The organism is Bacillus cereus ATCC 14579 (genome assembly GCF_000007825.1).
Taxonomy (GTDB): Bacteria; Bacillota; Bacilli; order Bacillales; family Bacillaceae_G; genus Bacillus_A; species Bacillus_A cereus.
On sequence record NC_004722.1, the window covers coordinates 3,886,773 to 3,913,507 of the forward strand.

Here is a 26,735-nt window from a genome sequence, read left to right on the forward strand (position 1 = left end):
CTAGAACCTCATTTTTCGTGTCCAATTTTAATCCCATAAATAACGGAATACACGTTTTACTTTTGACATCATGCGGTCATCATTTTGATTATTATTGTTTTGATTACGAGTTTTTTGTTTCGTGGGTTGCTGTTGTACCGGCGTTGGTGCTGGTGCTGGTACTGGTTCAAAATGCTCTTGCTTTTCCTGCACATTTTTCCCACGTAATTTAGCTTTTTGATAAGAATGTTTAATTAATCCAACTCCACTTGTATATTGGGGCTCACGCACACCAATATAATCAGGAGTTGCTACACGAACATTTTCATGTAAAATATCATATGCAAGATCAAGAACACCTGGCATAGAAGCAATTCCGCCAGTTAGTACATAACCAGAAGCCACTTGCTTTACTCCTAACTTACGCACTTCATCTTGAACAAACATTAAAATTTCCTCTACACGAGCCTCTATTATATCCGATAATTCCAACTGAGAATATTGTTCTGTTTGATCACTTCCCATAATAGGAACCGTAAACATCTCTTCTTCAGATGCTGTATCATAAAAAGCATGTCCATATTTCAACTTAATTTGATCTGCATTTTCTGTTGAAGTTTTCAACCCAATCGCAATATCTTTCGTTATATGGTCTCCACCTAATGGTAATACGCTTGTCGCTTGTAACTCTCCATCTTTAAAAATAGATAAAGTTGTAGATCCTCCCCCCATATCAACAAGGGCTACTCCTCTATTTTTTTCATCTGAAGATATTGCAACTGTTGCAGCCGCTAAAGGTTGAAGACAAATATCAACAATTTCAAGACCTGCTTTTTCTACACAACGAAGTAGGTTATGTAGTAAAGTTCTCGAGCCTGTAATAAGTGTACCTTCCATTTCTAATCTTACACCGATCATCCCGCGTGGATCGTTAATCTCGTCAAGACCGTCTACGATGAACTGTCGAGGTACCACATCAATAAACTCACGTTCTGGAGCAATTGACACAACTTGTGCTGCATCTAGAACGCGTAAGACATCTTCATTCCCGATTTCACGATCTTCATTTGAAACAGCGACTACTCCGTGACAAGGAAGTAGCTGTACCTGGTTTGCATTGACACCTACTACAACTTGCTCAATGTGGATCCCCACCATGCGCTCAGCTTGTTCAATTGCTTTTTTAATTGATCGAACAGTCTCGTCTATATCAACTATCGATCCCTTCTTTAAACCATTTGATTTTACATTTCCAACACCAATAATGTTTAAGCTGTCATTAACCATTTCACCAATGATGACTTTAACATTGGATGTACCGATGTCAAGACTAACATATATTTCATTGCTGTTCATTCTTTGGCACCTCCTTCTTTATTTATACCATACAACTCAATATATGGAACAACAATCGCAACTTTACTATTTATAAGAAAAATATTCAACGTCTTTATACGTTTCCCTTTTTTAACCCTATATTTTTCTTATTTTTATTTAGCATTCAATTAAGAATATCGCAGTAAACTATGAATAACTGCTTATCTTGAAATAATTCTATTTCGAGTGTAAAGTTTACCGCCAAGTATAAGTCTACACTAAGATGTACTCATAGAAAAGTGAAACTTGTACCAATACTAGTATGAATCTAAGAATTTTTACATATTTTTCATCAAATGAACCATTCTTCTAAATTCGTATACACATAATAGAACATTCGTTTCGTTTTTTCTGCTATAAGTAACGAAAACTACCATTCTATTCTTTTTTTTCTTCCGCACCTAATTCTTTCGTATATGCACCTACTTCTAAGTCAATTAATACCTTCTTACCTGGCTCAATTGTTTTTAAAATAAGCGGATAGGCTTCCATACGTTTTGCGAAATTTTGAATTGTAGTGCTCACTTCATAACCTTCATTCATATATAAAGTAAGATGATCTTCATTCGCATTCGTTGGTGAATAGCGAATCTCCGAAATAGATTTTAAAATAGCTGGTGTTAATTTTTCTAGTTCAGCGATTAACTCCTTCATTTTCTCTTCTTTAAAAGGTTCGAAAATCGGTGCTGCAACAGGAAGTTTTCCATTAGGTAGTACATCAAGCGTTTTTCCATTCTCTAATAACGGTTGTAATTTTCCCTCTTTATTTATATAACCAATCGTTAAATATTCTTCGATATGAATATCAATATTGTTTGGAAAACGTTTTTTTACATTTACTGCTTTAATTTCTTTTCGCTTCGTTAAGTTTTCTTCAGCTTTATGTGCTGTCACTCGGAAATAACTTGTATCATATGTCACGCCTGAATCCTTCATTACTTGTTCATCCGTCATATAGTGATTTCCAAACACACTAATCTTTTTTATATTACTAAGCGGAGACCGAAAATAAATTAAAAAGAGCACTAATAAAAATAAAATTGATATGTATAAAATCAATCGATGATTAACATTTTTTTTGTTTTTTTTCTTTTGATTTTTCAATTTTGGTACACGATCTTGTAGTTTAATCACTTTACTATTATTCATGTACGATCCCCCTATGTAACATAAAGAACGGCATGTTCCTCATGCCGTTCTTATCTTCTTATTATAACATAAATGATAATGAGCGGAACGAATAACCGTTATCTTCCAATGATTTCTACTTCTGTGTGCATATCTACATCAAATTTATCCTTAATTGTATGTTTTATTAATTCAATTAAAGACAATACATCTTGCGCTGAAGCTCCCCCAGTATTAACAATAAAATTGCCATGCATTTCAGAAATTTGAGCTCCACCAATCCTATAGCCACGAAGCCCTGCTTTTTCTACTAAATCTCCTGCAAAATGTGGGATTGGATTCCGAAATACACTTCCTGCACACGGGTGATTCCATGGTTGCGTTTCACGGCGGTAATCTTTATTATTTTGCATGCTACGTACAATTTCTTCACGTTTCCCCGCCTGTAATTGAAACACCGCCTCTAAAACAATACCAGGACGTTTCGTTTGCAATACAGATGCCCGATAAGAAAACTCCAGTTCTTTATTCGTTAACCAGTCAATTGCACCGTCTTCAAACAGAATGAGAGCCTTCGATAATACACTCGATATATCCGATTTATGTGCACCTGCATTCATATATACTGCACCACCGACACTTCCTGGAATACCGCTTGCAAACTCCAATCCAGCTAACCCTTGACGACTAAGTAAAGTTGACAATTTAATAAGAGGATATCCACTACCAACTCTTACCTTATGTTTTTCGACCTCTAAGTGATCTAATCCTTCTCCTAAACGAATAACAACACCTTCTATGCCTTGATCAGATACAAGAAGGTTTGAACCGCGACCAATTACAGTCCACTTCGTTTTGTATTGCTTTACTAACTGTAATGTTTTTTCAATACCTGCTACATGCTTTGGCACAATTAAAATATCCGCTGGGCCACCTATTTTCATAGTTGTATAACGTGCTAACGGCTCGTTAACCAAAACACGACCAACGTCTGCTTCTATAAGCTCATTTACTAATTGTTCCATAGATAATCTCCCCCATATTAAGTCTCCTTATGACAATAATATGCAGGGCGTTCACCTAACGTTATCCCTCTATTTACGGGCAGTACAGCTCCTAAATCAAAATTAGGTGATAACAAAGAAATTAGGCGGAATGAGGATACCAGTAAACATCCGATTAGTGAAAGGTAATAATCAAAGAGAGAGAATCACTCCCCACTGATTAAAGCCTCACTTTATTTTTTTACAAGTTTATTCATTACTTCATACAGCTTATTTGCTGCATCTGGAATACCTAGTTGCTTAGCAGCTAGCTTCATATTTTGTAATGTTTGTGTATCTAATAAAATCTCATCAATATCACGAATAAGCGTTTCAGCTGTTAAATCTTTTTCAAGTAACATTTTTGCCGCTCCTTTATCAACAACTGAACGTGCATTCTTTTCCTGATGATTATTTGTTACATACGGACTCGGTATTAACACACTTGGTTTTCCTAACGCTGTTAATTCTGCAAGTGTTGTTGCCCCAGCCCTTGAAACAACAAGGTCTACACCAGTTAGTACCTCTGGCATATTATGAATGAACGGCTTAATAATAACATTGCTTGGGTTCCCTTTTTGCTTCACGGCTTCCATCACTTTGTCATAATGTACTTCACCTGTTACATATAGTATTTCGTAGCTTTTGTTCCCAAACTGTTCAATTGCTTCAACGAAGGCATCGTTAATCGGTCTAGCCCCACGACTTCCACCAAATATAAGTACAGACTTTTTAGGAAGAGAAAGCCCAACTGAACGTTTCCCCTTCATTCCATTTTGTTCCATTACCTCTGATGCTCGTGGATTACCTGTCATTACCACTTTTGACTCCGGAAAATGCTCTATAGCTGCTTCAAAACAAACAGCAACTTTATCAACATAACGGCTTAAAAACTTGTTCGTTACACCTGGTACACTATTTTGTTCATGTACAATAGTTGGAATACCTAATTTGGCTGCAGCGTATACAACTGGTCCACATACATATCCACCCGTTCCAATTACGATATCCGGATTAAAACGACGAATATATCGTTTACTATCCTGTACACCTTTTAGAAAACGCATTACTGTTTTCACATTATCTAATGATATTTTTCGTTTAAATCCACTTATAACAATAGATTGAAATGGTATACCTGCTTTTGGAACGATTGTACTCTCTAGTCCATTTTCCGTACCAATATATAAAAATCTTGCTTCTGGATTTAACTTTTTTATTTCTCTAATTAAAGCAAGAGCTGGATAAATATGACCACCAGTACCCCCACCACTCACTAATACACGCACTACTAACTCCTCCGCTTCTCTTTTCTTATTTCCATTATATTTATTTCTATATACATATTGCATTTTTACACACATACGAAAAACCCTGTCTTATAAACAGGGTTTAGTAGCGAGAATGGCGACTTATATTTAATAATACACCTACTGCCATTAACATTAATGTCAAACTTGATCCACCATAACTTAAAAACGGCAAGGTAATACCCGTAACAGGCATTAGTCCTGTTACAACACCAACATTAATCATTACTTGAATCGCAATCATCGCCACAATACCTACTGCTAAAAACGTACCATATAAATCTGGCGCTCCTAATGCGATACGAATCCCGCGCCATAATAATAGACTAAATAATAATAACACAAATGAACCACCAATAAAACCTAATTCCTCGGATAAGATCGCAAATATAAAGTCAGTTTGTGGTTCAGGTAAATAAAGAAATTTTTGTCTACTTTGTCCAAGTCCAAGCCCAAATAATCCACCAGGTCCAATTGCAAGTAATGATTGGATAATTTGAAATCCACTCCCGAGCGGATCTGACCACGGATCTAAATATGATGTAATGCGTTTCATTCGATACGGTGCTGATGCAATTAACCCTACAAATCCTGCTACACCAATCAAACCAAACATTGCAAAGTGAAAAACTCTCGCTCCCGAAATGAATATCATAATGATACATGTCCCAACCATTACCGTTCCTGTCCCAAGGTCTGGCTGTAACATAATCATCCCAAAAGCAAGAAACACAAAAATAAGAGCCGGTAATAAACCACGTTTAAAAGATGTAATCAATTTTTGCCGTTCTGCTAAAAACTTTGCCAAGAAAATAATCATCGCAAACTTCATAAATTCTGACGGCTGAATCGAAAATGCTCCGATTCCAATCCAACTTCGTGCTCCTCCTCGAACAAGACCTACTCCAGGAATAAGAACGAGAATAAGAAGAATGAAGCAAACTAGCAAAATCACTTTTGAATACGTACGCCACACCCAATAATCAATTTTCATAATAAAAAACATAGCTACTACACCAAGACCCGCAAACAGTAATTGTCTTTTTGCAAAAAAGAATGAGTCCCCCATTTTATAAGAGGCCCAAACTGCACTCGCACTATAAACCATAATCATTCCGATTGTCAACAATGAAAGTGTTACGATGATGAGAATAAAATCAGGCGTTTTCTTCATTACCCACAAACACCACCTCTTTAGGCAGAACCTTTTGCCCTATGTAACAAAACATCAGTAGGTGTTAGCCTACTGATGTTTTGATTTACTTTATATAAGTTTATGCACAGCTTGTATAAAAATGTCTCCTCTTTCTTCAAATGTTTTAAATTGATCCCAGCTTGCACACGCTGGAGAAAGAAGAACGACATCACCATCTTTAGAATGAGCATAAGCTTTCACCACTGCTTCATCTAAAGTATCGACACTTTCAATTATATCTAATCCCGCTTTTTCTGCCGCTCTTACTAGTTTAGGAGCTGTTTGTCCAAATGTTACAATCGCTTTTACATTTTTGAAATACGGAATTAAATCATCGAATTCATTTCCGCGATCAAGCCCACCTGCTAGTAACACAATCGGTTGTGTAAACGCAGATAGTGCTTTCTCAGTCGCTAACATATTCGTTGCTTTTGAATCATTATAAAACTTACGGTTGTTAATCGTTGTTACATATTCTAAACGATGTTTTACACCCGTAAAACGTTTTAACACGACCGTAATTGCTTCATTAGAAGTACCTAATAATTTCGCAATACTCATCGCAGCTAAAATATTTTCTAGATTATGTTGACCAGGTAAAACGATATCGCTTACTTCAATAACTTTTTCACCTTTGAAATAAAGAGCGTTATCTTTTATACACGCACCATCTTCAATTTCTTTCGTTGTCGAAAACAGGATTTTTTGACCTTTAGAATACGCAGACAAAGCCATCACATCTGCATCATCCGCATTTATTACACTATAATCATTTTCTGTTTGGTTTTTAAAAATATTTGCTTTTGCTAAACCATATTCTTTCTTCGTCCCATGATAGTCTAAGTGGGCCTCAAATAAATTTAAAAACGCAGCAATTTTAGGTTGGAACAATTCTACTCCCATCAATTGAAACGATGAAAGTTCTGTAACTACAACTTCATTTTCTTTTGCATCCTGTGCTACTTCACACGCTACAGTTCCAATGTTCCCTGCAATTACAGGATGCTTTTGTCCTTCTTTTAGCATTTCAAATGTCAGCATTGTCGTCGTCGTTTTACCGTTAGACCCCGTAATCCCAACAAATGGTGCTTCTGAAATACGATATGCTAATTCAACTTCCGTAACAATCGGAATTTGCTTTTCTTTCGCAGCAACTAATATTGGATTAGAATACGGGATTCCTGGATTTTTTACTACAAGAGAAATATTTCTCTCTAATAATTCTAAAGGATGACCACCGCATACAACGTCCATTCCTTTTGCTTGTAATTCTGCAGCAAGTACATTCTCTGCTAAAGGCTTTCCGTCATTTACAATAACATTCGCCCCTAACTTTTGTAACAATGTAGCTGCTGCATAACCACTTTTTGCAATGCCCAATACAAGAATATTCTTATTTTGAAATTCAGTTACAGTTTTCAATTACATCCACACCCCGATATAAATTCCTAACACAGCTAATAAAAATCCTGCAGACCAAAACGTCACAACAACACGCCACTCTGACCAACCACATAATTCATAGTGATGGTGTAATGGACTCATTTTAAAGACACGTTTTCCTGTTGTTTTAAATGAAATGACCTGAATGATAACCGATAAAGTTTCCATTACGAATACTCCGCCAATAATTACAAGTAGCAATTCTTGTTTTAATAAAATCGCTACAGCTGCAATGGCTCCACCTAAAGCTAATGAACCTGTATCTCCCATAAACACTTTTGCTGGATTCGCATTGAATACTAAAAATCCAAGTACAGCTCCTACAACTGCCATACAGAATATCGCTACTCCAAATTGCTCTTGTGCCACAGCAATAATACTAAATGCTCCAAATGCAATAGCAGCTGTTCCTGATAATAAACCATCTAAACCGTCAGTTAAGTTAACTGCATTTGATCCACCAATAAGCATAAATAGGACAAGTACGAAATACGCCCAACCTAATTCAAACTTAACATCCGTTCCCGGAATCATGATGTATGTGTGGAACGCTTGCCCTTTTCCAATTAAAAAGAATGCAATAGCAATAACAAGCTGACCTACTAATTTTTGCTTTGATGTTAAACCCAGATTTCTCTTCTTAACTACCTTTATGTAGTCATCTAAAAATCCAATCAATCCGTAACCAAACGTCACTAATAGTAATAACGAAACCTCTGCACCTAAATAATTAAACTTAATCGCCATAATAAGTGAAGTTACCATCATAGATACGTATATGACGATACCACCCATTGTCGGTGTCCCTGATTTTTTTTGATGTGACTTTGGTCCCTCATCACGAATACTCTGTCCGAACTTTAATTTTCTTAAAAATGGAATAAACAATGGCGAAAGGGCAACAGAAATTAAGAATGCTACCCCTGCCGTTACTAATAAACCTTGCTCAAGCACATGTAGTCCTCCTCTCACGTTGTTACTCTTCGTTGTTTAAACGCCCTGTAATTGCTTCTTTAGCAACTTCACGATCATCGAAATGATGAACTTCTTTACCAATAATTTGATACGTTTCATGCCCCTTACCAGCAATAATAATGATATCATCTGCTTTCGCTTTAGCGATTGCATGGTGTATTGCTTCTTTTCTATCAATGATCATTTCATAATTTTTCCCGCTTGCACCATGTACCATATCATCTAAAATAGCCGCTGGATCTTCACTTCTTGGATTATCTGATGTATAAATTGCATGAGTTGCATATTTTGTTGCAACACTTGCCATTATCGGTCTCTTCGTTCGGTCCCTATCGCCACCACAACCAACGATACAATACACATCACCTTTTGCAAATTGTTTTGCAGTTTTTAATACATTTTCTAAACTATCTGGCGTATGTGCGTAATCAACAATAACTGTATAATTTTGCCCTCCATCAACAACTTCAAAACGTCCTGGAACCCCAGCTAAATCCTTTATAACAGCAATGATTGTTTCTAATTTCACACCCGAAACAAGTCCTGCTGCTGTTGCTGCAAGTACGTTATATACATTAAATTTACCTATTAATTTCATCGTAACATTTACACTTTCATATGGTGTGACAAGCGTAAATGTAGTCCCGCCACTCGTCATAACGATATTTTTTGCCATAATATCACTTGTTGTATCAATACCATATGTTACAACTGTTGCTGCAGTACTTCTCATATACTCTTCTGTTACATTATCATCGCTATTGAGCACAGCGTACTTTTCACGATTATGATTATAACTATTGCCAAGCTGTGCAAATAGTAACCCTTTTGCATGTTTATATTCTTCCATCGTTTTATGATAGTCTAAATGATCTTGGGTTAAATTCGTAAACACCGCTACATCGTAATCACATCCGTGTACACGACCAAGATCTAACGCATGTGACGAAACTTCCATTACCGTGCTGTCCACACCTTGTTCAACCATTTTTGAAAACGTCTGTTGAAGTGTTAGTGCATCTGGTGTTGTATTTTTCACCTCAAATGTTTCATCACCGATTTTCATATTAATCGTTCCAATTAGCCCTGTTTTATGACCATGTGCTCGCATAATCTCATCCATAATATGCGATGTTGTTGTCTTTCCATTTGTACCTGTAATTCCGATTAAATGTAACTTGTGTGTCGGTTGACCATAAAAATAATCAGCTAAAACCGCTAACGAACGAAAAGTATTTTTCACAAGTACAACTGGAACGTCAACATCAATTGGTCTTTCCGCAACAATAGCAGCCGCTCCTTGTGCCGCTGCTTGCTTAGCAAAATCATGGCTATCAACCGTATATCCTTTCATACATACAAATAAGCTTCCCTCTTTCACTTTACGTGAATCAGCTTCTATAGATGTGATTTCTGGATTTTCTTTTGGAACAACTGGAAAATCATGCAAACATGATACAAGTGTATGCAACTTCATTTCACTAAACCCTCTCTACATTGTTTATTTATCTTTTTTTCAGTAAGCAACACATTACCTCCTATATAAGGAGGTAAGTGCTACTGACCTATTTATGAATGAGACACTTACTGTCTCAAATTAAGTAACTGTTCTATAAAGAACTCACTTCCACCAATTGTACCATAAAACGTACTATGTTACCTTTAATTCCCGAAGTAAATTCTAATTTTTGAGCCTTCTTTTACTTTAGCTCCCGCTTCTGGTGATTGTTTAATTACTTTCTCTCCATCTCCACTTATATCAAGCTTCAAATCGACGAGTTGTGTTTGTAAGTCTTTCTTTTTCATTCCAATTAAATTCGGAACTTCCACAGTTGGTGTATCGCCCCATTTATATTCTTTCTCAACTTGTTCTTTTCTCGGTTTCACTCCCATAACAGGAAGCGCATCTCGAAGGATATTCCCGACAATCGGAGCTGCTACCACTCCACCAAACTGTGTAACCCCTTTTGGATTATCAACAGCAACATACACAACAATCTCTGGATCATCCGCTGGAGCAAATCCGATAAAAGATACTATATAATTATTCTCTAAATATTTACCATCTTTCACCTTTTGAGCAGTACCCGTTTTTCCACCTACACGATATCCATCAATATAAGCACCTTTACCAGAACCTTTCGCTACAACATTCTCTAATGCATAACGAACTTTTTCTGAAGTTTCCTTGGAAATAACTTTTCTTTTCTCAACAGGTGTCTTTTTACTAACAACTTGATTATTTTTCGGATCAATAAACTCCTTAGCTATATACGGCTGATACAATGTTCCACCATTTACAGCCGCCGCTACAGCTGCTACTTGTTGAATCGGTGTAACAGAAACCCCTTGGCCGAATGAAGTTGTTGCTTGCTCTACTGGACCAACTTTATCTAAATTAAATAAAATCCCACTGCCTTCACCTTGCAAGTCAATTCCAGTCTTCTGCCCAAAACCAAAATTACGAATGTATTTAAATAATCGGTCTTTACCAAGGCGATCACCAAGTTCAATAAATCCCGGGTTACATGAGTTTTGAACGACTTCTAAAAACGTTTGACTGCCATGACCTCCTGCTTTCCAGCATTTCAATCTAGCTCCACCTACTTCAGCTGCTCCATCATCATAAAACGTATCCTTCTCTAAGTCTACTAAATTTTCATTCAATGCTGCAGCTAATGTAATGATCTTAAATGTTGAACCAGGCTCATACGTACTCCATACAGGTAGATTTCTGTTATACACTTCTGGAGAGACACTTTGAAAATCCGCTGGGTCAAAACTCGGTCGACTAGACATACCTAAAATTTCACCATTTTTAGGATTCATTGCAATCGCAATCATACCGTCAGGATTATAAGTTGACTCAGCAATATTCATTTCTCTTTCCATAATCCTTGTAATACGCGCATCGATTGTTAATCCTAAATTTAAACCAGCTTCTGGCTTTTTGAAATCATCACCAACATTAGGCATTCTTTGTCCTTTCGCATCTGCAAAAAAACGCACATGACCTTTGTCCCCATTTAGCTCTTTATCATAATATTTTTCTAGTCCCATAAGACCTTGGTTATCGCTACCTGCAAAACCTAATACATGTGATAAAAAGTTTCCAAATGGATAGTACCGGATAGAATCCTCTGCGATATACACGCCCTTCAAACTTAATCCTCGTACTTCTTTCGCTTTGTCATGTGATATTTTCCTTCCGCCTTTATCTAACCTTACAATCGATTCTTTTTTTGTAATCCTTTTATAAATCTCATCTTTTTCCACACCTAATACTGCAGCTAACTTCTCTGCAGTCTCTGCTGGTTTTTCAATTTGCCTCGGTACAACAAAGACAGTTGGAGCACTTTTATTCGTGGCAAGTTCCACACCATTTCGGTCTAAAATTTTCCCACGTTCGGGTTCAAAAGTAATATTACGACTCCATGAATCTTTCGCACGATCCGTTAACATATTCCCAAGAAAAAATTGCACATATCCAAGACGAATATCGATAATAGTGAAAATAAGTATACCTGATATAAGTATAAAAATAAGTCGTTTTCTAACTGTTACATTTGATACACGCATATCGGAACAAGCCTCCCTTACGCCTAGCTTGTTCCAATATATGCTTGTACTTATTTAATTAGAACTTATTCTCTTTTACCATTACGGCTTTTCTGCTTCTTGCTGTGGTTCGAGTGGCGGTACGAGTGTGACACCTAATTCTGTACCAGGTTGTAATAATGTTCCTTCCGCCACACTTTGTTCTGTTACGTATCCTGTACCAGAAGGTTTCAAGTTAAGCTGTAATGTCTTCGCTAAATTCATAACATCACGCAGTGCCCATCCTTGTATATTTGGCATTGTAGGCTTATCTCCTACCAAGAAGACTCGGTCGCCTTTTAATGTTTGTTCAGTCGCTTTTGGTACTTGTTGCTGTACTTTCCCTTCACCTAGTATGATTGGACGAAGTTTTGCTTTATCAATCGCTTTCCCCGCTTCAGCCATCGTTTTACCAGTTACATCTGGAACAGTAGTTTGTTGTTCTTTCAGATGCTTTTTCGGATCTTTCACTTCATTTGGCTTAATCTTTAAATACTCTAAACTATTTTTTGTTACATATTTAAAAATATCAGCTAAAGGTTGTGCGCCGTTCTCATCATCTTTTAATTTCGGCTGTTTAACAGCTACATACACGACAAGTTGTGGATCGTCCATTGGTGCCATACCTAAGAATGAGAATATATAATTCTGTCTTCCTGTCATATAGCCGCCTTTTCCATCCGGAATTTGCGCTGTACCTGTTTTACCACCAACTGAATATCCATCAATTTTATAAGCTGTCCCTGTACCTTTCGGAGATGTAACAACACGTTCTAATAACTGTCTTACTTGCGCTGCTGTTTCCTTTGTAACAGGTTTTCCTACTTCTTCTGGCTTATGTTCTAATTTTACTTTGTCTGTTATCGGATCTACAATTTTATCAATTGCATAAGGTTTCATCATTTTCCCATCATTTGCAATGGCCGTTGCAGCTTGTACAAGCTGAATTGGTGTTACAGTGGAACCTTGTCCAAAAGCTGTTGTCACTTGTTGTATTTGCTGATCAAATAAAATTGTATTCGATCCTTCACCTGATAAATCAATGTTCGTTTTTTCATCTAATCCAAAACTATGAATATATTTTCGGAAACGTTCTGGACCAAGTTTTTGATCTCCTAAAATTGCAAACGCTACGTTTGAAGAACGCTCTACCCCTTCATCAAACGTGATAGAGCCCCAACCAGCACCGCCATTATGATCTTTTATTTTCCTATTTCCGACTTGATATGTCCCGGATTGATAATAATCTTGTCCTTTGTACACACCTTCATTAATAGCTGCCGCTAACGTAAAAATTTTCATTGTTGATCCAGGTTCAAATGCATTGGCAATCGCGTCATTGAAGAAATATTTAATTTGGCGATCATTAGGGTCATAACTAGGTTTAGTAGACATCGCTAATATTTTCCCAGTTTTCGGATCTGCAACAATCCCTATTAAACTTTCTGGCTCATATTGCTTACTTGCTGCTTTCATCGCGTCTTCTAAATAACTTTGGACACGTTGATCAATTGTTAAATAAGCATTATCTCCATTTTTAGGTGCCTTTACATTAACTTTTCCCCCATCAAGGGACACACCTTTACGATCACCTGTATATGCTACTTCTCCATTCGAAGCACTTAAGTATTTATCCAAGCTTTTCTCTATGCCAAATTGACCTACCGAGGTTCCATTCTCATTTGGTTTTGCATGACCTATAACGTAAGATGCAAAATCACCGTTTGGATACACCCTTGCATTTTCTGTAATAAAAGATATTCCCGGCAACTTCAACGCTTCTATTTGTTCCTTCTTTTCTTTCGTCAAATCCTTGCCTAACGTTCCAAATTCGACTTGACTTCTACCTTCCTTGTTTAAAGAAGCTAAAATATCCTCTTCGCCTTTTCCAAGTACTCCTGCAATTTTCTTTGCAGTATCTTCTTTATTCTCAACTGAGTTAGCACCTTTTAGTGCAGCTACCATTTTGTAAGAGTTTGCGTCTTGCGCTAACACATGACCGTTTTGATCATAAATGGTTCCTCGGTTCGCTTCAAGAACTCCTTTTTTACTATGCTTTTGTTTAGCAAGTGCATCTAAATCCTGATTATGAACGGTTCCTGTTGATTGTATGTAAAAAAATCGGGCTAATAACAGCAAAAAGAGCAGGAGGAAAAATATCATAAAATAACCTGCTCCCTTATTGGTATGAAATTTAGTCATATTCTTCTTCATCGTTCCTTCACACCTATTGCCTTATTTGAGGCCTTTCACATTATTCGCATTAATTTCTAGCCCATGTTTTTTTGCAACTTCAGCGATTCGTTCATAGCGACTTAACTTCTCTACTTCAGCTTGTAATTCTTGATTTTCTTTTTGCTGCTGTACAATTTTTTCTTCTATCGTCGCTGCTTCTACATTAACTTGATAAAGGCCTGCTTTATTTCCAATAAACGCGACACAGGCATACAATAAAAAGCCAATAAACGCTACATACAACAGTTTTTCGATTCTTGTAATTTTCGCTTTAACCTTCGGCTTAGCCATCTGCTGTGGGGGCGTTTGAATTTGCACCTCTTCTTGCGCTTGTTGTTTGTACTTTACAGCTAAATTAGTCATACCTCTCTCTCCCTTTTATCGTTTTTCAGCGATTCTCAACTTCGCAGAACGCGCACGATTATTTTCTTCTAGCTCTATATCAGAAGGTAAAATCGGTTTTCTTGTAATAAGCTTTAATTTCGGCTTAAATTCATCAGGAATAATCGGTAATCCTGGCGGCAATTGTGGCGTTGTACTATTTCGCTTAAACGTTGTTTTACAAATACGATCTTCTAATGAATGGAATGTTATAACACTAACCCTTCCACCTGGCTTAACCATCTCAATAGCAGATTCCAATGCTTCTTCAAATACTTTTAATTCATCGTTTACAGCTATACGAATTGCCTGAAACACTCGCTTAGCAGGATGCCCACCCGTTCTACGAGCAGGAGCCGGAATACCTTCTTTAATTAGCTCTACTAATTCTCCTGTCGTTTCAATAGCTTTATTCTCACGATAAGCTTCAATTTTTCTTGCAATTTGTTTTGAAAATTTCTCTTCACCGTATTGGAAGAAAATCCTTACAAGTTGTTCATATGACCAGCTATTTACAACATCGTACGCTGTTAATGGGGCATCTTGATCCATCCGCATATCTAGCGGTGCATCATGATGATAACTAAAGCCTCGTTCTGGTGTATCTAATTGTGGGGATGAAACACCTAAATCAAATAAAATACCGTCTACTTCTGTTATACCTATTTCCTGCAGTTTTTCAGCTAAATAACGGAAGTTACTCTTTACTGTTATAAACTGTTCACCGTATGAAGAGAACTTTTCTTTCGCGTTTTGAATCGCTATCTCATCTTGATCAAACGCTATTAATTTTCCACCTTCAGTTAATTGGGATAATAAATAAGAACTATGTCCTCCTCCCCCCAGTGTACAATCTACATATGTACCATCTGGCTTTATATCTAAGCCGTCTACTGTTTCCTTTAAAAGCACTGTTACGTGTTTAAACATTGTTGCACCTACTCTTTTTCCAATTAATTATGTTGAATGTATCCCTTCCTCTAAACACATATTTCACGCTTAGAGAATGAAATAATATGAAAGAACGACTCATTTAACTTACCAACAAAGGCAACATACTATACAAATCGCTATTTTCTTTTATTATATACTAAATTTTATCATCTTTTGCGGGAATTTAAATAAAAAACTGTCGAAAAAGCGAATAATACGTTTACATTTTGTGCTATTTTGTCATATATTTAAGTATCCAACGCAATTGCCATATTTAACACTTTTTTGATTGATAATTCAGAAAAAAAATCACTTCACAGTAAATTCAACGGAATAAAAATAAAATCCTGCTCCAAAGAGCAAGATTTTATAGTTTTATAACATGATGTTTTCCGTCCCAAGAAAAAGGGTTTTCCATTACACGATCAACGAAATCCAAACCAAACTGATTTAAATAATAACATACATTCCACACACGTTCTTGCGGTGCACCTAATGGACGAAGTGCGAATTGTATACGGCGGAATTTATTTAGCTGAACCTCATACTTTTTCTCAACATTTCTTTTCAACATTCTTTCCAGCAGTTCAATTTGTTCATTAATTTTCAATTCGTTTTTCCCTGCAAACGCACCTAACCCTGGCTCTATTTTCTTTACAAATTGCTGTAAAGATGTATGAATATCGGCAATTTCTTTTTTCGCCTTTTCAAAATGATCATCAATCGGTTCCTCTATTTGATTAGACAACCAGTTTTCACGCAATTTATCGACATCATTTAAAAACGGATCACTTTCTCTCAATTGCAAATCAAATAAATCCGTCGCTATATCTCTCTCCACATAAGTAATTGTAAGACGAGGAACGACAGGTGGCATTTGAAAACCGACAGTATGGAATACTTGTTGTAATTCACTCCAATAAGCTAATTCTCCTGGACCTCCAATAAATGCGAGCGTAGGAAATACATACTCTTGCATAAGAGGACGTGTTACAACATTATTACTAAAACGTGCCGGATTTCTCTCCATCTCTTCAATCAACTCTTCGTATGAAAAGGAATGCGCCCCATCCTTTCCAACAAACTTACCTTGTTGATCTTCAAGCAATACTCGTTCATCATCTATTTCCATGAATATATGCACTGCATGAGACTTCGTTTCAATAATCGGTTTGTATCCTAGTTCTTTAATTACTTCTTGCTGATTACGAAGCCCCTCTTGTACCTCTTTATACTTACTTATAATTCGCTTGAAAAATGGAATTTCTAACTTTCTTAATTCAGGATGATGTGAATCAACAAGGATTAAACCAGAATTAGCAAAGATTTTCGTAATAAGATGAGCAAAGAAATCTACATACGTATTCGATTTTTTCAAAGCATCATCAACAAATTTTAATACATCCTTTGTAAAATTTGTTTCTGGGTATGTTTTAAAAATCTCTTCAATCCAATTTCTACAATCTTCAACAGAAAGTTCAGACTCAGAAGCACTCGCCTTTTTCGGATTACGGTCATAAAAAATAGTTTTTTTCATCTTTTTATTTTTCGCTACAAAAGTATGGTTAATCTCATCCATATCATGGTCTTCACCCGCAATCCAGAAGACAGGGACAACTTTAACTCCTAAACTTTCTTCCTTTTCCTTTGCAAGCTGTAAAATTGAAATAACTTTATGAATTGTATAAAGCGGTCCAGTTAATAACCCTGCTTGTTGTCCAGCTATAACAACATATGTATTTTCATCTCCAAGCGCTTTTACATTTTGAAGTGTAGATTCTCCCGCTTGTAATTTTGTATTATATTCTAATAAATGCGCTACTAAATCTTGGCGGAAAAACTCCCTTTCACGCAAATCATGTAAACGTTGTTTAAAAGCATCTTCTGTTAACATATAATCAAAACATGACTGTATCTCTTTTTTACCGTTCATATAGTCCGCTACAACACCTTGTTGCGGAACAGAGATTTCTTTTATCTCCATATAATTCTTCCTTTCGTATCCAGTTCTCTCACCAATCCACATTGTAGTCAATGTTTCACGTAAAAGCAAAGAATAACACTTATACTCTTGTTTCTAACCCTTTTATTGCATCGAACAAAAATTGAAGTGTCGGAACTGGTAGTTGCTGTTTCTTAGCTTCTTCTAATACATATCCAACAATCGCATTAATTTCCGTCTGTCTATTCGCTCTTACATCCGCTAACATAGAGGATGTATTACGAGACGTTCCTTCACACACATTTCGTACCATTTGCCATACCATTTCTTTTTCTCCTCTAATAAGAAATGCGACCTCCTGAAACACTTGCTCCATCATTTGATAAAAAAAACGATTCGTGATTAATTCACCATTCTTAACTCCCAATAGTGCTGTCAATGGATTGATACATACATTTACTACTAATTTTTTGTGCATAATCTCTTCCCAATCCGTTTCTATTTGAACTGGAAAATAAGTAACAGGAAAATAACGGAATATTTTCTTGAAATGTATAGATTGACCACAAACCACTCCAAATTTTGTTACCCCTATCCCAGTATGATGAACGATATGCCCTCCCTCTTTTTTCGCACCATGTTCTACAATACCAACAGCTATATTTTCACTCCCTATTTTCAGCATCTTTTGAAGATGCGACATTCCGTTTTGCAAAAAGATTAATGATGATGCCCCTTCCACAAACGGTAGTACGTCATCTATATGATATTGCTTCACAGAAATAAATATATAATCTAAATTTTGTGCTACCATACTTTCTATCGGTAAAACAGGTGGATATACTGTTTCACATCTTCCATCTCTAATACAAGTTACACCTGTTTCATTCAACTCTTCAGCCTGCTTAGCCGTTCTTGTAAACAACGTAACATCTTGGTTACTTTTTTGTAAATAAAATGTATACAATAGACCAATAGCACCTGGTCCGACAATTCCAATTTTCATTTTCACACAAGGGATTCACATTAAGCGCCCTTGCCTCCCCTCCTTTTTATATCTTTTTAAAGTACATGAGCACGCCCTATAATTTCGTTGTCCTCTGTCAAACAAATACACTCTCTTTTTTCGCTATGTATAATACTGCCTATTAATACACTTATACTCTTAGTTTAGCAAATCCTCAAAAAAATAATAAAAGAAATATACTATCTTCTTCATAAAAATAAAAAAATGAGTTATAATATTATTGTAAATATTTTTACTTTTCTGCATTCAACAAGATAACAAAAGGATGTGATGTAATGGGATTCCCAAAAGTTGAGCGCTTGCTCATCAATTATAAAACGTTAGATGAATTCAAAAAATTTAAAGGGTGCGGAGCCCAAGAACTATCTATGCTGGAAGAATTGCAAGCAAACATTATTGAAAACGACAGTGAATCTCCATTTTATGGCATTTATTATGGTGGATCACTAATCGCACGTATGAGTCTATATATGAAAAGAAACGGCGGAGAACCATTCGAAATTACAGGTCCTTACCTAGAACTTTATAAACTTGAAGTATTACCAACTTTTCAAAAACAAGGATTCGGGCAAATGCTTGTAAATCATGCGAAACAAATGCAATTTCCTATTAAAACAATAGCACGTATTCATTCAGCTGGTTTTTGGGATAAATTAAATTTCAACCCCGTATCAGTAACTGATGGTGATTTTTATATTTGGCATCCAGAAACAAATTTGAATGCGGTTACAAACGAAGAATCGGCTTAAAAAATAAAAAAACAGCTGTATAACAGCTGTTTTTTATTTCTTAAGCTTCTCTAACTTCTCATTCGAGCGAGCATTGTTTCTTTCCGCTACCATTACACTTCTTTTTTGATCGATATAATCAAGTAATGTTCTATACTCTTCTTCATATACTGATAATCGCTCCAGAAGGCGCTCTCTTTCTGTTTGTAATGATTCAACTTGTTGTTGCAACACCGTTAAAGAGTTTTCATCTTTATAATTTTGCAAGAAATCAATAACATCATTCAACGTAATTGACGTAGGTTCTAACACCTTTGTCTCTTTCACTTCATAATGTTCTACTTTACGAAGTTGCTTTGCTTCCTCAATACGTTCTTTATATTGCTTTCTTACGTAAGAATTCCATCTAAACCCACATGCTGCTGGTGTACGAGATAAATTTTTTCCCACTTCCTTAAAGGCAGAAAGTTGTGTTCCACCTTCTCGAATATGCCGGAGTACTACTTCTGCCAGAAGCAAATCTTCATCATCAGTCCAAGCATCTTGTCTTGTTGTCGCCATCTCTCTAGTCCTCCCTATGCATTTTTTATTAAGCATATGCAGTTACTAGAAAAGATAGAATACAACAACTAAAGATTAAGACAAAAAAAAATAAACGCAGAAGATATCTTCTGCGTTTATTTTCCCGCAATTACTTGCTGATTACTTCTTTACCTTTGTAAGTACCGCATGCTTTACATACACGGTGAGCTAATTTCGCTTCACCACAGCTTGGGCACTCTACCATACCAGGTACTGATAATTTGAAATGCGTACGACGCTTTCTTTTTACTGCTTTAGAAGTTCTTCTAAAGAGGTACAGCCATTATCCCCACCTCCTTAAAAGAAATATTCATTTTCATATGAATGCCTGAACCATTCTTCCGATTATTTGTTAAAAAACTTTGCAAGTCCTGCCTATCTTGCATCAACAGTCTTTTCTTTGTCTTCTTCCGAAATCACTTGCCAGTCTTGACCTTGCGTCGGTGCTCCACCAGAAACATCATCACTGAAAATTTGCATTGGAATCTCCAAAAGTATATTTTCCTTGATTACGGGCAGTAAGTCAAGTACTTCTCCTTCTAAAGAATGAATTTCAGCTTCAGTTTCAAATTCTTCTTGTGAAGTTTGAAACACCTCAGTTGTTTTAATGTCAAATGGTAATGTCACATCTACTAAAGAGCGAGAACATGGTAAAACCATGCTTCCAGTTATATGTAGATGAAACGTAAACTTACCGGAGCCAAAATCAACTCTTCCCGTTACATGAACAGGATTAATTTCACGAATATCTTTCTCGACCTCTTTTAGCTCACTTACATCTACCATCTCATCCAATGTCAATCCTTTATTTCTCAATTTATTCAATTGATGGATGGACCATTTCATATCATATCACCTCAAGGCAACAAACAAAATTATAGCTAGCCATTTTATATTTGTCAATGTTTTTTCTTTACACTATAATGAAGTCATCATAGTAAATAATATATAGAGTATCACGTTTTTCAAAAAGATGCTACATCGAAAGGAGAGATTACCATAAAAGCTGGTGGTATTGTTGTTGAATATAACCCTTTTCATAACGGTCATCTTTATCATGTGCAACAGACAAAAAAGTTAACACAATCCGATATAATAATTGCCGTTATGAGTGGTCCTTTTTTACAGCGTGGTGAGCCCGCACTCATTTCCAAATGGTATCGCACTAAAATGGCCTTAGCAAACGGCGTAGACCTTGTTGTAGAGCTTCCATACGTCTTTGCAACACAAAAGGCTGAAACCTTCGCAAATGGTGCTATTTCCATTTTAAATGCCCTACGTGTTTCCGAAATTTGTTTCGGTAGTGAGGATGGACAAATCGAAAATTTTTATAATACCATCTCCATACAAAAAAACGAAGAAGAGACTTTTAACTGCCTTGTAAAACAATTCATGGACGCTGGTAATAGTTATGCAAAAGCAACATCGGATGCTTTCTCACACATTTTAACATCTGAAAAAAACATAGATATGTCACAACCAAATAATATTTTAGGCTTCCAATATATGAAAGCAATTCTGTCACAAAATAGCTCTATACAAGCTCAAACTATAAAAAGATTTGCCTCTCATTATCATGATGAAACATTTAATGACCAACATATTGCAAGCGCGACAAGCATCCGAAAACAACTCTTTAGCGAAGAAGGATCATTTACAACAATTGAACCTTTTCTCCCACAGGCAACCACTTCGCTTTTAGCAAATTACAAACAAAACTACGGGATATTACATAATTGGGAACAATACTTTTCATTTTTTTAATATAGACTCATGACGATGTCTCCAGGGGACTTACGACATATATATGAAATAGAAGAAGGTTTAGAGCATCGTATTTTATCAAAAATACAAAACAGTTCCTCCTTCTATTCATTCATGGAAGCATTAAAAACAAAACGTTATACATGGACTAGATTACAAAGAGCTTGTACACACATTTTAACAAACACAACAAAAGAGGATATACGTAGCGCAAATATAGAACAACACGCACCATATATTCGCCTGCTAGGCATGTCACAAAAAGGACAAACTTACCTTTCAAAAAATAAGAAAAAAATCGAACTTCCAATCCTTACTCATACAAAAACATTCGACCATGTCGCTTTAGATATAGAGAAAAAAGCAAACTCTGTATATTTCTCCATCATGCACGAACCGTTACGCACACAACTATTAAAACAGGATATAACACACCATCCTATTCGCTATGATGAAACAACTACAAAATTCCTATAAAAAACCTCTCTATTTCAGAGAGGTTTTTTCCTTATCCATCTTTTCTAAATATGTTAACGCATCATCCAGCGTATCCACTGGTACAATTTTCATTTTTGTTTTAATATCCTTTGCAGTCTCAAGTGCATCTTTATAGTTCGATTTCTCCGCACCTTTTTCATTTGGCGCAAAGAACACTTCAGCCCCAGCATCGCTAGCAGCTACCACTTTTTGATTTATACCACCAATCGGGCCCACTTCTCCTTTTTCATTAATTGTACCTGTTCCAGCTATTTCATGTCCTTTCGTTAAGTCTTCTTCCACAAGTTGATTATATATTTCTAATGTGAACATTAAACCTGCGGATGGTCCACCAATTTCATTAGAATTAATTTTCACTTTCGGATCGACCACTAGTTCTCTTTCCGTAACGATAGAAACACCTATACCGACACGTCCATTCCCATTAGGAATCGTCTTTACATTTAAATTCTCTTTCAATTGTTTTCCATTTCTCATGTACTCAATACTTACAGCATCATTTTCTTTTTTCCCTGTCATATATTCAATAAATTGCTCCGTCTTTTCAAATGTTTTTCCGTCAACAGCTATAATAACATCACCAAGCTTAAGCTTTCCTTCTGACGGCATTCCTTTTGCCACACCAGCAACTAATACACCTTTATTTTCAAAAGATACTGAGCGATTTGCACGTTTATATGCATTATAAATCGCTGCATTTTGTGAATCTTTCATCGCATAATTTTGGCGAAATTGATATTCTTCATCACTCTCACCTTTTTGCAATATTTCTTCCGCTTTCGAAATATGTGTATATTTATTAAACTGTGCCGCTATTAAATTCACCACATTTGCTGGTCCCATTGAAACCGTAACAAGCATAAAATCACCAGATTCTTTCGTTCCACCCTCAACTTGAACATAAGGCTCTAATTTGGCAGCCATTCCTGGTTTTGTTATATAATACGGTAAACGTACGTAAACAAGTAACATCGCCAATATAACCCCTATTAAGATTGCATATATAAACCGAAAACGCTTAAACATTATGTTTCTCCTTCCACTGCTCAATTAATAAATAAATATTTGAAATATGTTTTTCTGCTTCTACTTCTCCAACTCGAATAATGTCTTCAATGTTTGTAAAAGCACGTGAACTAAATTGCTCTACAGCTGGTCGCATCATTAAATCCGATGCAATTTGCCGATTCATTACAAGCTCATGCTGCATAATTTCAATACTTTGCATGATTACGTCATAAATGGACGTAACATCGCCATTTACCTTAATTGGAGATACATCAACAGCGATAACAATATCAGCCCCTAACTCTTTCACAACCGATACTGGGATGCGATCAATGACTCCACCATCCACTAATAATCTTCCATCTATTTTTTCTGGTACAAACACTCCAGGAACAGATATGCTAGCCCTCACCGCATCTGCAACTGGCCCACTTGTAAAAACCACTTTTTCCCCCTTCAATATGTCAGTAGCCACAACAGCCGTCGGGATATCTAACTCTTCTAAATTTTTATTATATGTAAACATTTTAATCATATCTTTGACACGTTTTCCAGCAATAAATCCCATTTTCGGTACCGTGAAATCTAAATAATATTTCCGCTTAAAAACAGATGCTAATTTATACAATCTTTCAACGTTACTACTTGCCGCATAAAACGTACCTATTAGCGCCCCCATACTACTTCCTGCAATCATGTGAATAGGGATACCCGCTTCCCTTAAAACCTTTATTACACCAATATGAGCAAACCCTTTCGCTCCTCCAGACCCAAGTGCTAAACCAATCTTTGGTTCTTTCATTTTTCTCACCCTTTAATTTTTTTCATTCCTTTTTCATACTTATGGTCTAAATTCACTACGTATCCACGTATACTGAAATGAACGTTTTTTGGGACAAAGGGGGATTTACTTACATGTATGAAAAATGGAAAACCGCTTTCCTTACCATATCAACGCTATTTTTAACCTTTTCTCTTGTACTCCACCCCCAAGCCGCTTTGCAAGCTTCTATTCGCGGGTTAAATATATGGTGGGAAGTTGTATTCCCTTCACTACTACCGTTTTTCATCATTGCGGAACTTCTAATTAGTATCGGTGTTGTAAAATTTATTGGCGTTATATTAGAACCACTCATGCGCCCACTTTTTCGCGTTCCAGGGATAGGCGGATTTGTTTGGGCGATGGGAATGGCTTCTGGTTTCCCTGCAGGCGCCAAATTAAGCGCTAGACTACGAAAAAGCAATCTTTTAACTCAGATTGAAGCAGAGCGCCTCGTTTCTTTCACAAATTCTTCTAATCCACTTTTTATTTTCGGTGCTGTGTCTATCGGTTTTTTTAATAATCCGAAATTAGGAATTATATTAGCCGCTGCCCATTATTTCAGTAACTTTGCTGTCGGATTAATTATGCGTTTTTACGGCGATAATACCGCTTACAAAATTAATACACACACTACAAAAAAACGTCGCTTTCAAAACCCTTTTTTAATCCTTCACGAGACACGCTTACAAGAAAAAAGACCAATTGGTAAATTACTTGGGGATGCCATTGTTTCTTCTATTCAAACATTACTTATGATTGGCGGATTTATTATTTTATTCTCTGTGTTAAATAAAATGATTACTGTATTTCACATTACAGCAGCTCTTTCTTTTATTATGCAACATATTTTATCATTCTTCCAACTAAGTACAGATTTTAGTATACCTATATTATCAGGTATTTTCGAAATGACACTCGGAAGCCAAATGATTAGTCAAATAAATGAAACACCGCTCTTACAACAAGCTATGGTAACAAGCTTCATTTTAGCATTTAGTGGTCTTTCTATTCAGGCACAAGTTGCTAGCATATTAGCTGAAACAGATATCCGATTTAAACCCTATTTTTTCGCACGAATTATTCAAAGTATTCTTGCCCCTATTTTTACATTTGTATTTTGGACACCATTTTATGAGAAAGTGAGTTCTTTCTCGCCTATGCCAAAAGATATTCCTGTATTTTTATCCGAACATCCTTCTATACTACATGAAATTTGGACATCTTTTATACATTATGGACCAATTTTCACATTATTTTGTCTATACTTATATGTTATTTTATTATTTTTGCGCACATATAAAGAAAAACCCCGTTCACTTTAACGGGGTTTGAAACTTTTCTTTTAAAGCACGTTCTACAATAGGAGGTACAAGATCTACTACACTTCCTCCATACCTCGCAACTTCTTTTACAATACTCGAGCTTAAAAATGAATATTGATTGTTTGTCATAATAAAAAATGTTTCAATATTTTCATCTAATTTTCGATTCATAGAAGTAATTTGCATCTCATATTCAAAATCAGAAACTGCTCGTAAACCACGTAATATTGCATTTGCATTACGCATTTTTGCATACTCTACTAATAGCCCACTATGTGAATCTACTTTTACATTCGGGATATCCTTTGTCGCTTCTCGAATTAATTCTAATCGCTCTTCAACTGAAAAGAATGGTTTTTTTGATGAATTGTTTAAAACGACTACGTACACCTCATCAAATACTTTTGCTCCCCTTTTAATAATATCCAGATGCCCAAGGGTAATTGGATCAAAACTTCCTGAAGAAATAGCTATACTTGTCATTCTGTCCCCTCACCTTCATACTTATAAATCGATATTGCAGTAATCCCATAATTCTCAGCTCGTACTTTTACAAGCCTTCCTATTGAATTAGGTAAAACTACATCATTACCATGCTCTGCCATAATTAATCCATCACTATGTAGCAATCCATGTTGATCCATTATACTAATTAAAGATACAATTTTTTGCTCTTTATATGGAGGATCTATCAATATAAGATCGAATGACATTTCACGTTTTATTAGCGCCTTTACTGCACGTTCAGCATCATTTCGATATACTTCAGCTTGTTCCTGTACTCTACAACTTTCTAAATTTTGATGAATTACTTTTATCGCTTTACTATCCCGATCAACAAAAATTGCTTTATCAATCCCTCTGCTCAAAGCCTCAATTCCAAGACCACCACTACCACCAAATAAATCAAGGGCGATACCACCATCAAAATAAGGACCTATCATATTAAAAATAGATTCTTTTACTTTATCTGTCGTTGGACGTGTTGTATTACCAGGAACCGCTTTAAGTGGGTGTCCTTTACATTTTCCTGAAACTACTCTCATCTGTTGTCACTACCTTTATTTCAATCTATCGAGCGATTATAGAAAGCCATTCCCACTTCGGTAACCGTTAACAAACCACATTCACCTAACTATAGGAAAACTCGGCCTCAAATAACCTCTCGTTATTTTTATGTATTCATCTCATCATTCACTAATATGAACCCAATATGTATATTAGTTCCACTTTATCTTTTTTATCCTATCACAAAATAAAAAAAAGAAAAATAAAAAGCCCAACATAAAATTTAATTTCATTATGTATATCTTCATTTAGATTGGACATAAATAATTATAACAACATCACCTTCGATGTTGTTGCCAACCGCGGAGAAGACTTACGTTTCCCCATAAGTTCTTCCTCCGGTTTCTCCTCTCCCTTTGCCTTCTTACTAGTACATG

The 26,735-nt window shown here is 36.0% G+C and carries 22 protein-coding genes and 2 pseudogenes; 3 read left to right on the forward strand and 21 right to left on the reverse strand.

What is annotated here, in order from left to right:
• Positions 1-27 precede the first annotated feature (27 nt).
• The 14 genes from ftsA to panE all read right to left on the reverse strand — a co-directional run bounded on the left by ftsA (position 28) and on the right by panE (position 18,544).
• Positions 28-1,335, reverse strand: a complete 1,308-nt coding sequence (gene ftsA, locus BC_RS19485; RefSeq protein ID WP_001087558.1) for a cell division protein FtsA — start codon at positions 1,333-1,335, stop codon at positions 28-30.
• Positions 1,336-1,734: 399 nt separating this feature from the next.
• Positions 1,735-2,505 carry a cell division protein DivIB gene (divIB, locus tag BC_RS19490; RefSeq protein ID WP_001065793.1) on the reverse strand — a complete coding sequence of 257 codons (771 nt, stop codon included), beginning with the start codon at positions 2,503-2,505 and terminating at the stop codon, positions 1,735-1,737.
• A 98-nt stretch (positions 2,506-2,603) separates the two neighbouring features.
• The gene (gene murB, locus BC_RS19495; protein WP_000437020.1) at positions 2,604-3,509 is read right to left on the reverse strand and encodes a UDP-N-acetylmuramate dehydrogenase; all 906 of its coding nucleotides are present in this window, start codon (positions 3,507-3,509) and stop codon (positions 2,604-2,606) included.
• Positions 3,510-3,721: 212 nt separating this feature from the next.
• Positions 3,722-4,816 carry an undecaprenyldiphospho-muramoylpentapeptide beta-N-acetylglucosaminyltransferase gene (murG, locus tag BC_RS19500; RefSeq protein ID WP_011110342.1) on the reverse strand — a complete coding sequence of 365 codons (1,095 nt, stop codon included), beginning with the start codon at positions 4,814-4,816 and terminating at the stop codon, positions 3,722-3,724.
• 103 nt (positions 4,817-4,919) lie between these two features.
• Positions 4,920-6,011, reverse strand: coding sequence for a stage V sporulation protein E (spoVE, locus tag BC_RS19505; RefSeq protein WP_000753518.1), 1,092 nt, complete (start codon positions 6,009-6,011; stop codon positions 4,920-4,922).
• Between the two features lie 90 nt (positions 6,012-6,101).
• Complete coding sequence (gene murD, locus BC_RS19510; RefSeq protein ID WP_000860115.1) at positions 6,102-7,454, reverse strand: UDP-N-acetylmuramoyl-L-alanine--D-glutamate ligase; 1,353 nt, start codon at positions 7,452-7,454, stop codon at positions 6,102-6,104.
• A complete protein-coding gene (gene mraY, locus BC_RS19515; RefSeq protein ID WP_000893060.1) occupies positions 7,455-8,429 on the reverse strand; it encodes a phospho-N-acetylmuramoyl-pentapeptide-transferase in 975 nt (324 codons plus the stop codon).
• 22 nt (positions 8,430-8,451) lie between these two features.
• Positions 8,452-9,927: a UDP-N-acetylmuramoyl-L-alanyl-D-glutamate--2,6-diaminopimelate ligase gene (gene murE / locus BC_RS19520; protein WP_000766313.1), complete on the reverse strand. Its 1,476-nt coding sequence runs from the start codon at positions 9,925-9,927 to the stop codon at positions 8,452-8,454.
• Positions 9,928-10,112: 185 nt separating this feature from the next.
• Positions 10,113-12,029 carry a stage V sporulation protein D gene (locus BC_RS19525; RefSeq protein WP_001266234.1) on the reverse strand — a complete coding sequence of 639 codons (1,917 nt, stop codon included), beginning with the start codon at positions 12,027-12,029 and terminating at the stop codon, positions 10,113-10,115.
• An 81-nt stretch (positions 12,030-12,110) separates the two neighbouring features.
• The gene (locus BC_RS19530; RefSeq protein WP_000739959.1) at positions 12,111-14,261 is read right to left on the reverse strand and encodes a penicillin-binding protein; all 2,151 of its coding nucleotides are present in this window, start codon (positions 14,259-14,261) and stop codon (positions 12,111-12,113) included.
• A 21-nt stretch (positions 14,262-14,282) separates the two neighbouring features.
• A complete protein-coding gene (gene ftsL, locus BC_RS19535) occupies positions 14,283-14,645 on the reverse strand; it encodes a cell division protein FtsL (RefSeq protein ID WP_000182804.1) in 363 nt (120 codons plus the stop codon).
• Positions 14,646-14,660: 15 nt separating this feature from the next.
• Entirely contained in the window at positions 14,661-15,593 is a 933-nt protein-coding gene (gene rsmH / locus BC_RS19540) for a 16S rRNA (cytosine(1402)-N(4))-methyltransferase RsmH (RefSeq protein ID WP_000472508.1), read from the reverse strand.
• A gap of 370 nt (positions 15,594-15,963) precedes the next feature.
• Positions 15,964-17,580 carry a bacillithiol biosynthesis cysteine-adding enzyme BshC gene (gene bshC, locus BC_RS19545; protein WP_000403038.1) on the reverse strand — a complete coding sequence of 539 codons (1,617 nt, stop codon included), beginning with the start codon at positions 17,578-17,580 and terminating at the stop codon, positions 15,964-15,966.
• 79 nt (positions 17,581-17,659) lie between these two features.
• Positions 17,660-18,544, reverse strand: coding sequence for a 2-dehydropantoate 2-reductase (gene panE / locus BC_RS19550; RefSeq protein ID WP_002164452.1), 885 nt, complete (start codon positions 18,542-18,544; stop codon positions 17,660-17,662).
• Positions 18,545-18,840: 296 nt separating this feature from the next.
• Here panE and BC_RS19555 point away from each other — a divergent pair, with 296 nt between their 5' ends.
• Positions 18,841-19,314, forward strand: coding sequence for an N-acetyltransferase (locus BC_RS19555; protein WP_000506694.1), 474 nt, complete (start codon positions 18,841-18,843; stop codon positions 19,312-19,314).
• Between the two features lie 33 nt (positions 19,315-19,347).
• Here BC_RS19555 and BC_RS19560 read toward each other — a convergent pair whose 3' ends face one another.
• From BC_RS19560 to BC_RS19570, 3 genes and pseudogenes are all read right to left on the reverse strand, one after another.
• On the reverse strand, positions 19,348-19,854 hold the full coding sequence (locus BC_RS19560; RefSeq protein ID WP_000246467.1) for an RsfA family transcriptional regulator: 507 nt from the start codon (positions 19,852-19,854) through the stop codon (positions 19,348-19,350).
• A gap of 130 nt (positions 19,855-19,984) precedes the next feature.
• Positions 19,985-20,159 (reverse strand): annotated as a pseudogene (gene rpmF / locus BC_RS19565) (50S ribosomal protein L32).
• 91 nt (positions 20,160-20,250) lie between these two features.
• Positions 20,251-20,721 carry a YceD family protein gene (locus BC_RS19570; protein ID WP_000872148.1) on the reverse strand — a complete coding sequence of 157 codons (471 nt, stop codon included), beginning with the start codon at positions 20,719-20,721 and terminating at the stop codon, positions 20,251-20,253.
• Between the two features lie 213 nt (positions 20,722-20,934).
• Between BC_RS19570 and BC_RS19575 the strand changes: the two are divergent.
• A pseudogene (locus tag BC_RS19575) lies at positions 20,935-22,116 on the forward strand (nucleotidyltransferase).
• Between the two features lie 9 nt (positions 22,117-22,125).
• Here BC_RS19575 and BC_RS19580 read toward each other — a convergent pair.
• Together BC_RS19580 and BC_RS19585 are read right to left on the reverse strand one after the other, a co-directional pair.
• Complete coding sequence (locus BC_RS19580) at positions 22,126-23,163, reverse strand: SepM family pheromone-processing serine protease (protein ID WP_000476281.1); 1,038 nt, start codon at positions 23,161-23,163, stop codon at positions 22,126-22,128.
• Complete coding sequence (locus BC_RS19585) at positions 23,156-23,947, reverse strand: patatin-like phospholipase family protein (RefSeq protein ID WP_000662588.1); 792 nt, start codon at positions 23,945-23,947, stop codon at positions 23,156-23,158. Before BC_RS19585 ends, BC_RS19580 begins: the two co-directional genes overlap by 8 nt.
• Before the next feature lie 113 nt (positions 23,948-24,060).
• Here BC_RS19585 and ylbJ point away from each other — a divergent pair, with 113 nt between their 5' ends.
• Complete coding sequence (gene ylbJ, locus BC_RS19590; RefSeq protein ID WP_000273082.1) at positions 24,061-25,290, forward strand: sporulation integral membrane protein YlbJ; 1,230 nt, start codon at positions 24,061-24,063, stop codon at positions 25,288-25,290.
• Here the strand turns inward: ylbJ and coaD are convergent.
• Both coaD and rsmD read right to left on the reverse strand, forming a co-directional pair.
• The gene (gene coaD, locus BC_RS19595; RefSeq protein WP_000200601.1) at positions 25,282-25,773 is read right to left on the reverse strand and encodes a pantetheine-phosphate adenylyltransferase; all 492 of its coding nucleotides are present in this window, start codon (positions 25,771-25,773) and stop codon (positions 25,282-25,284) included. The genes ylbJ and coaD overlap by 9 nt on opposite strands.
• Positions 25,770-26,336: a 16S rRNA (guanine(966)-N(2))-methyltransferase RsmD gene (rsmD, locus tag BC_RS19600; RefSeq protein ID WP_001266978.1), complete on the reverse strand. Its 567-nt coding sequence runs from the start codon at positions 26,334-26,336 to the stop codon at positions 25,770-25,772. The genes coaD and rsmD overlap by 4 nt, the downstream gene beginning before the upstream one ends.
• Positions 26,337-26,735 lie beyond the last annotated feature (399 nt).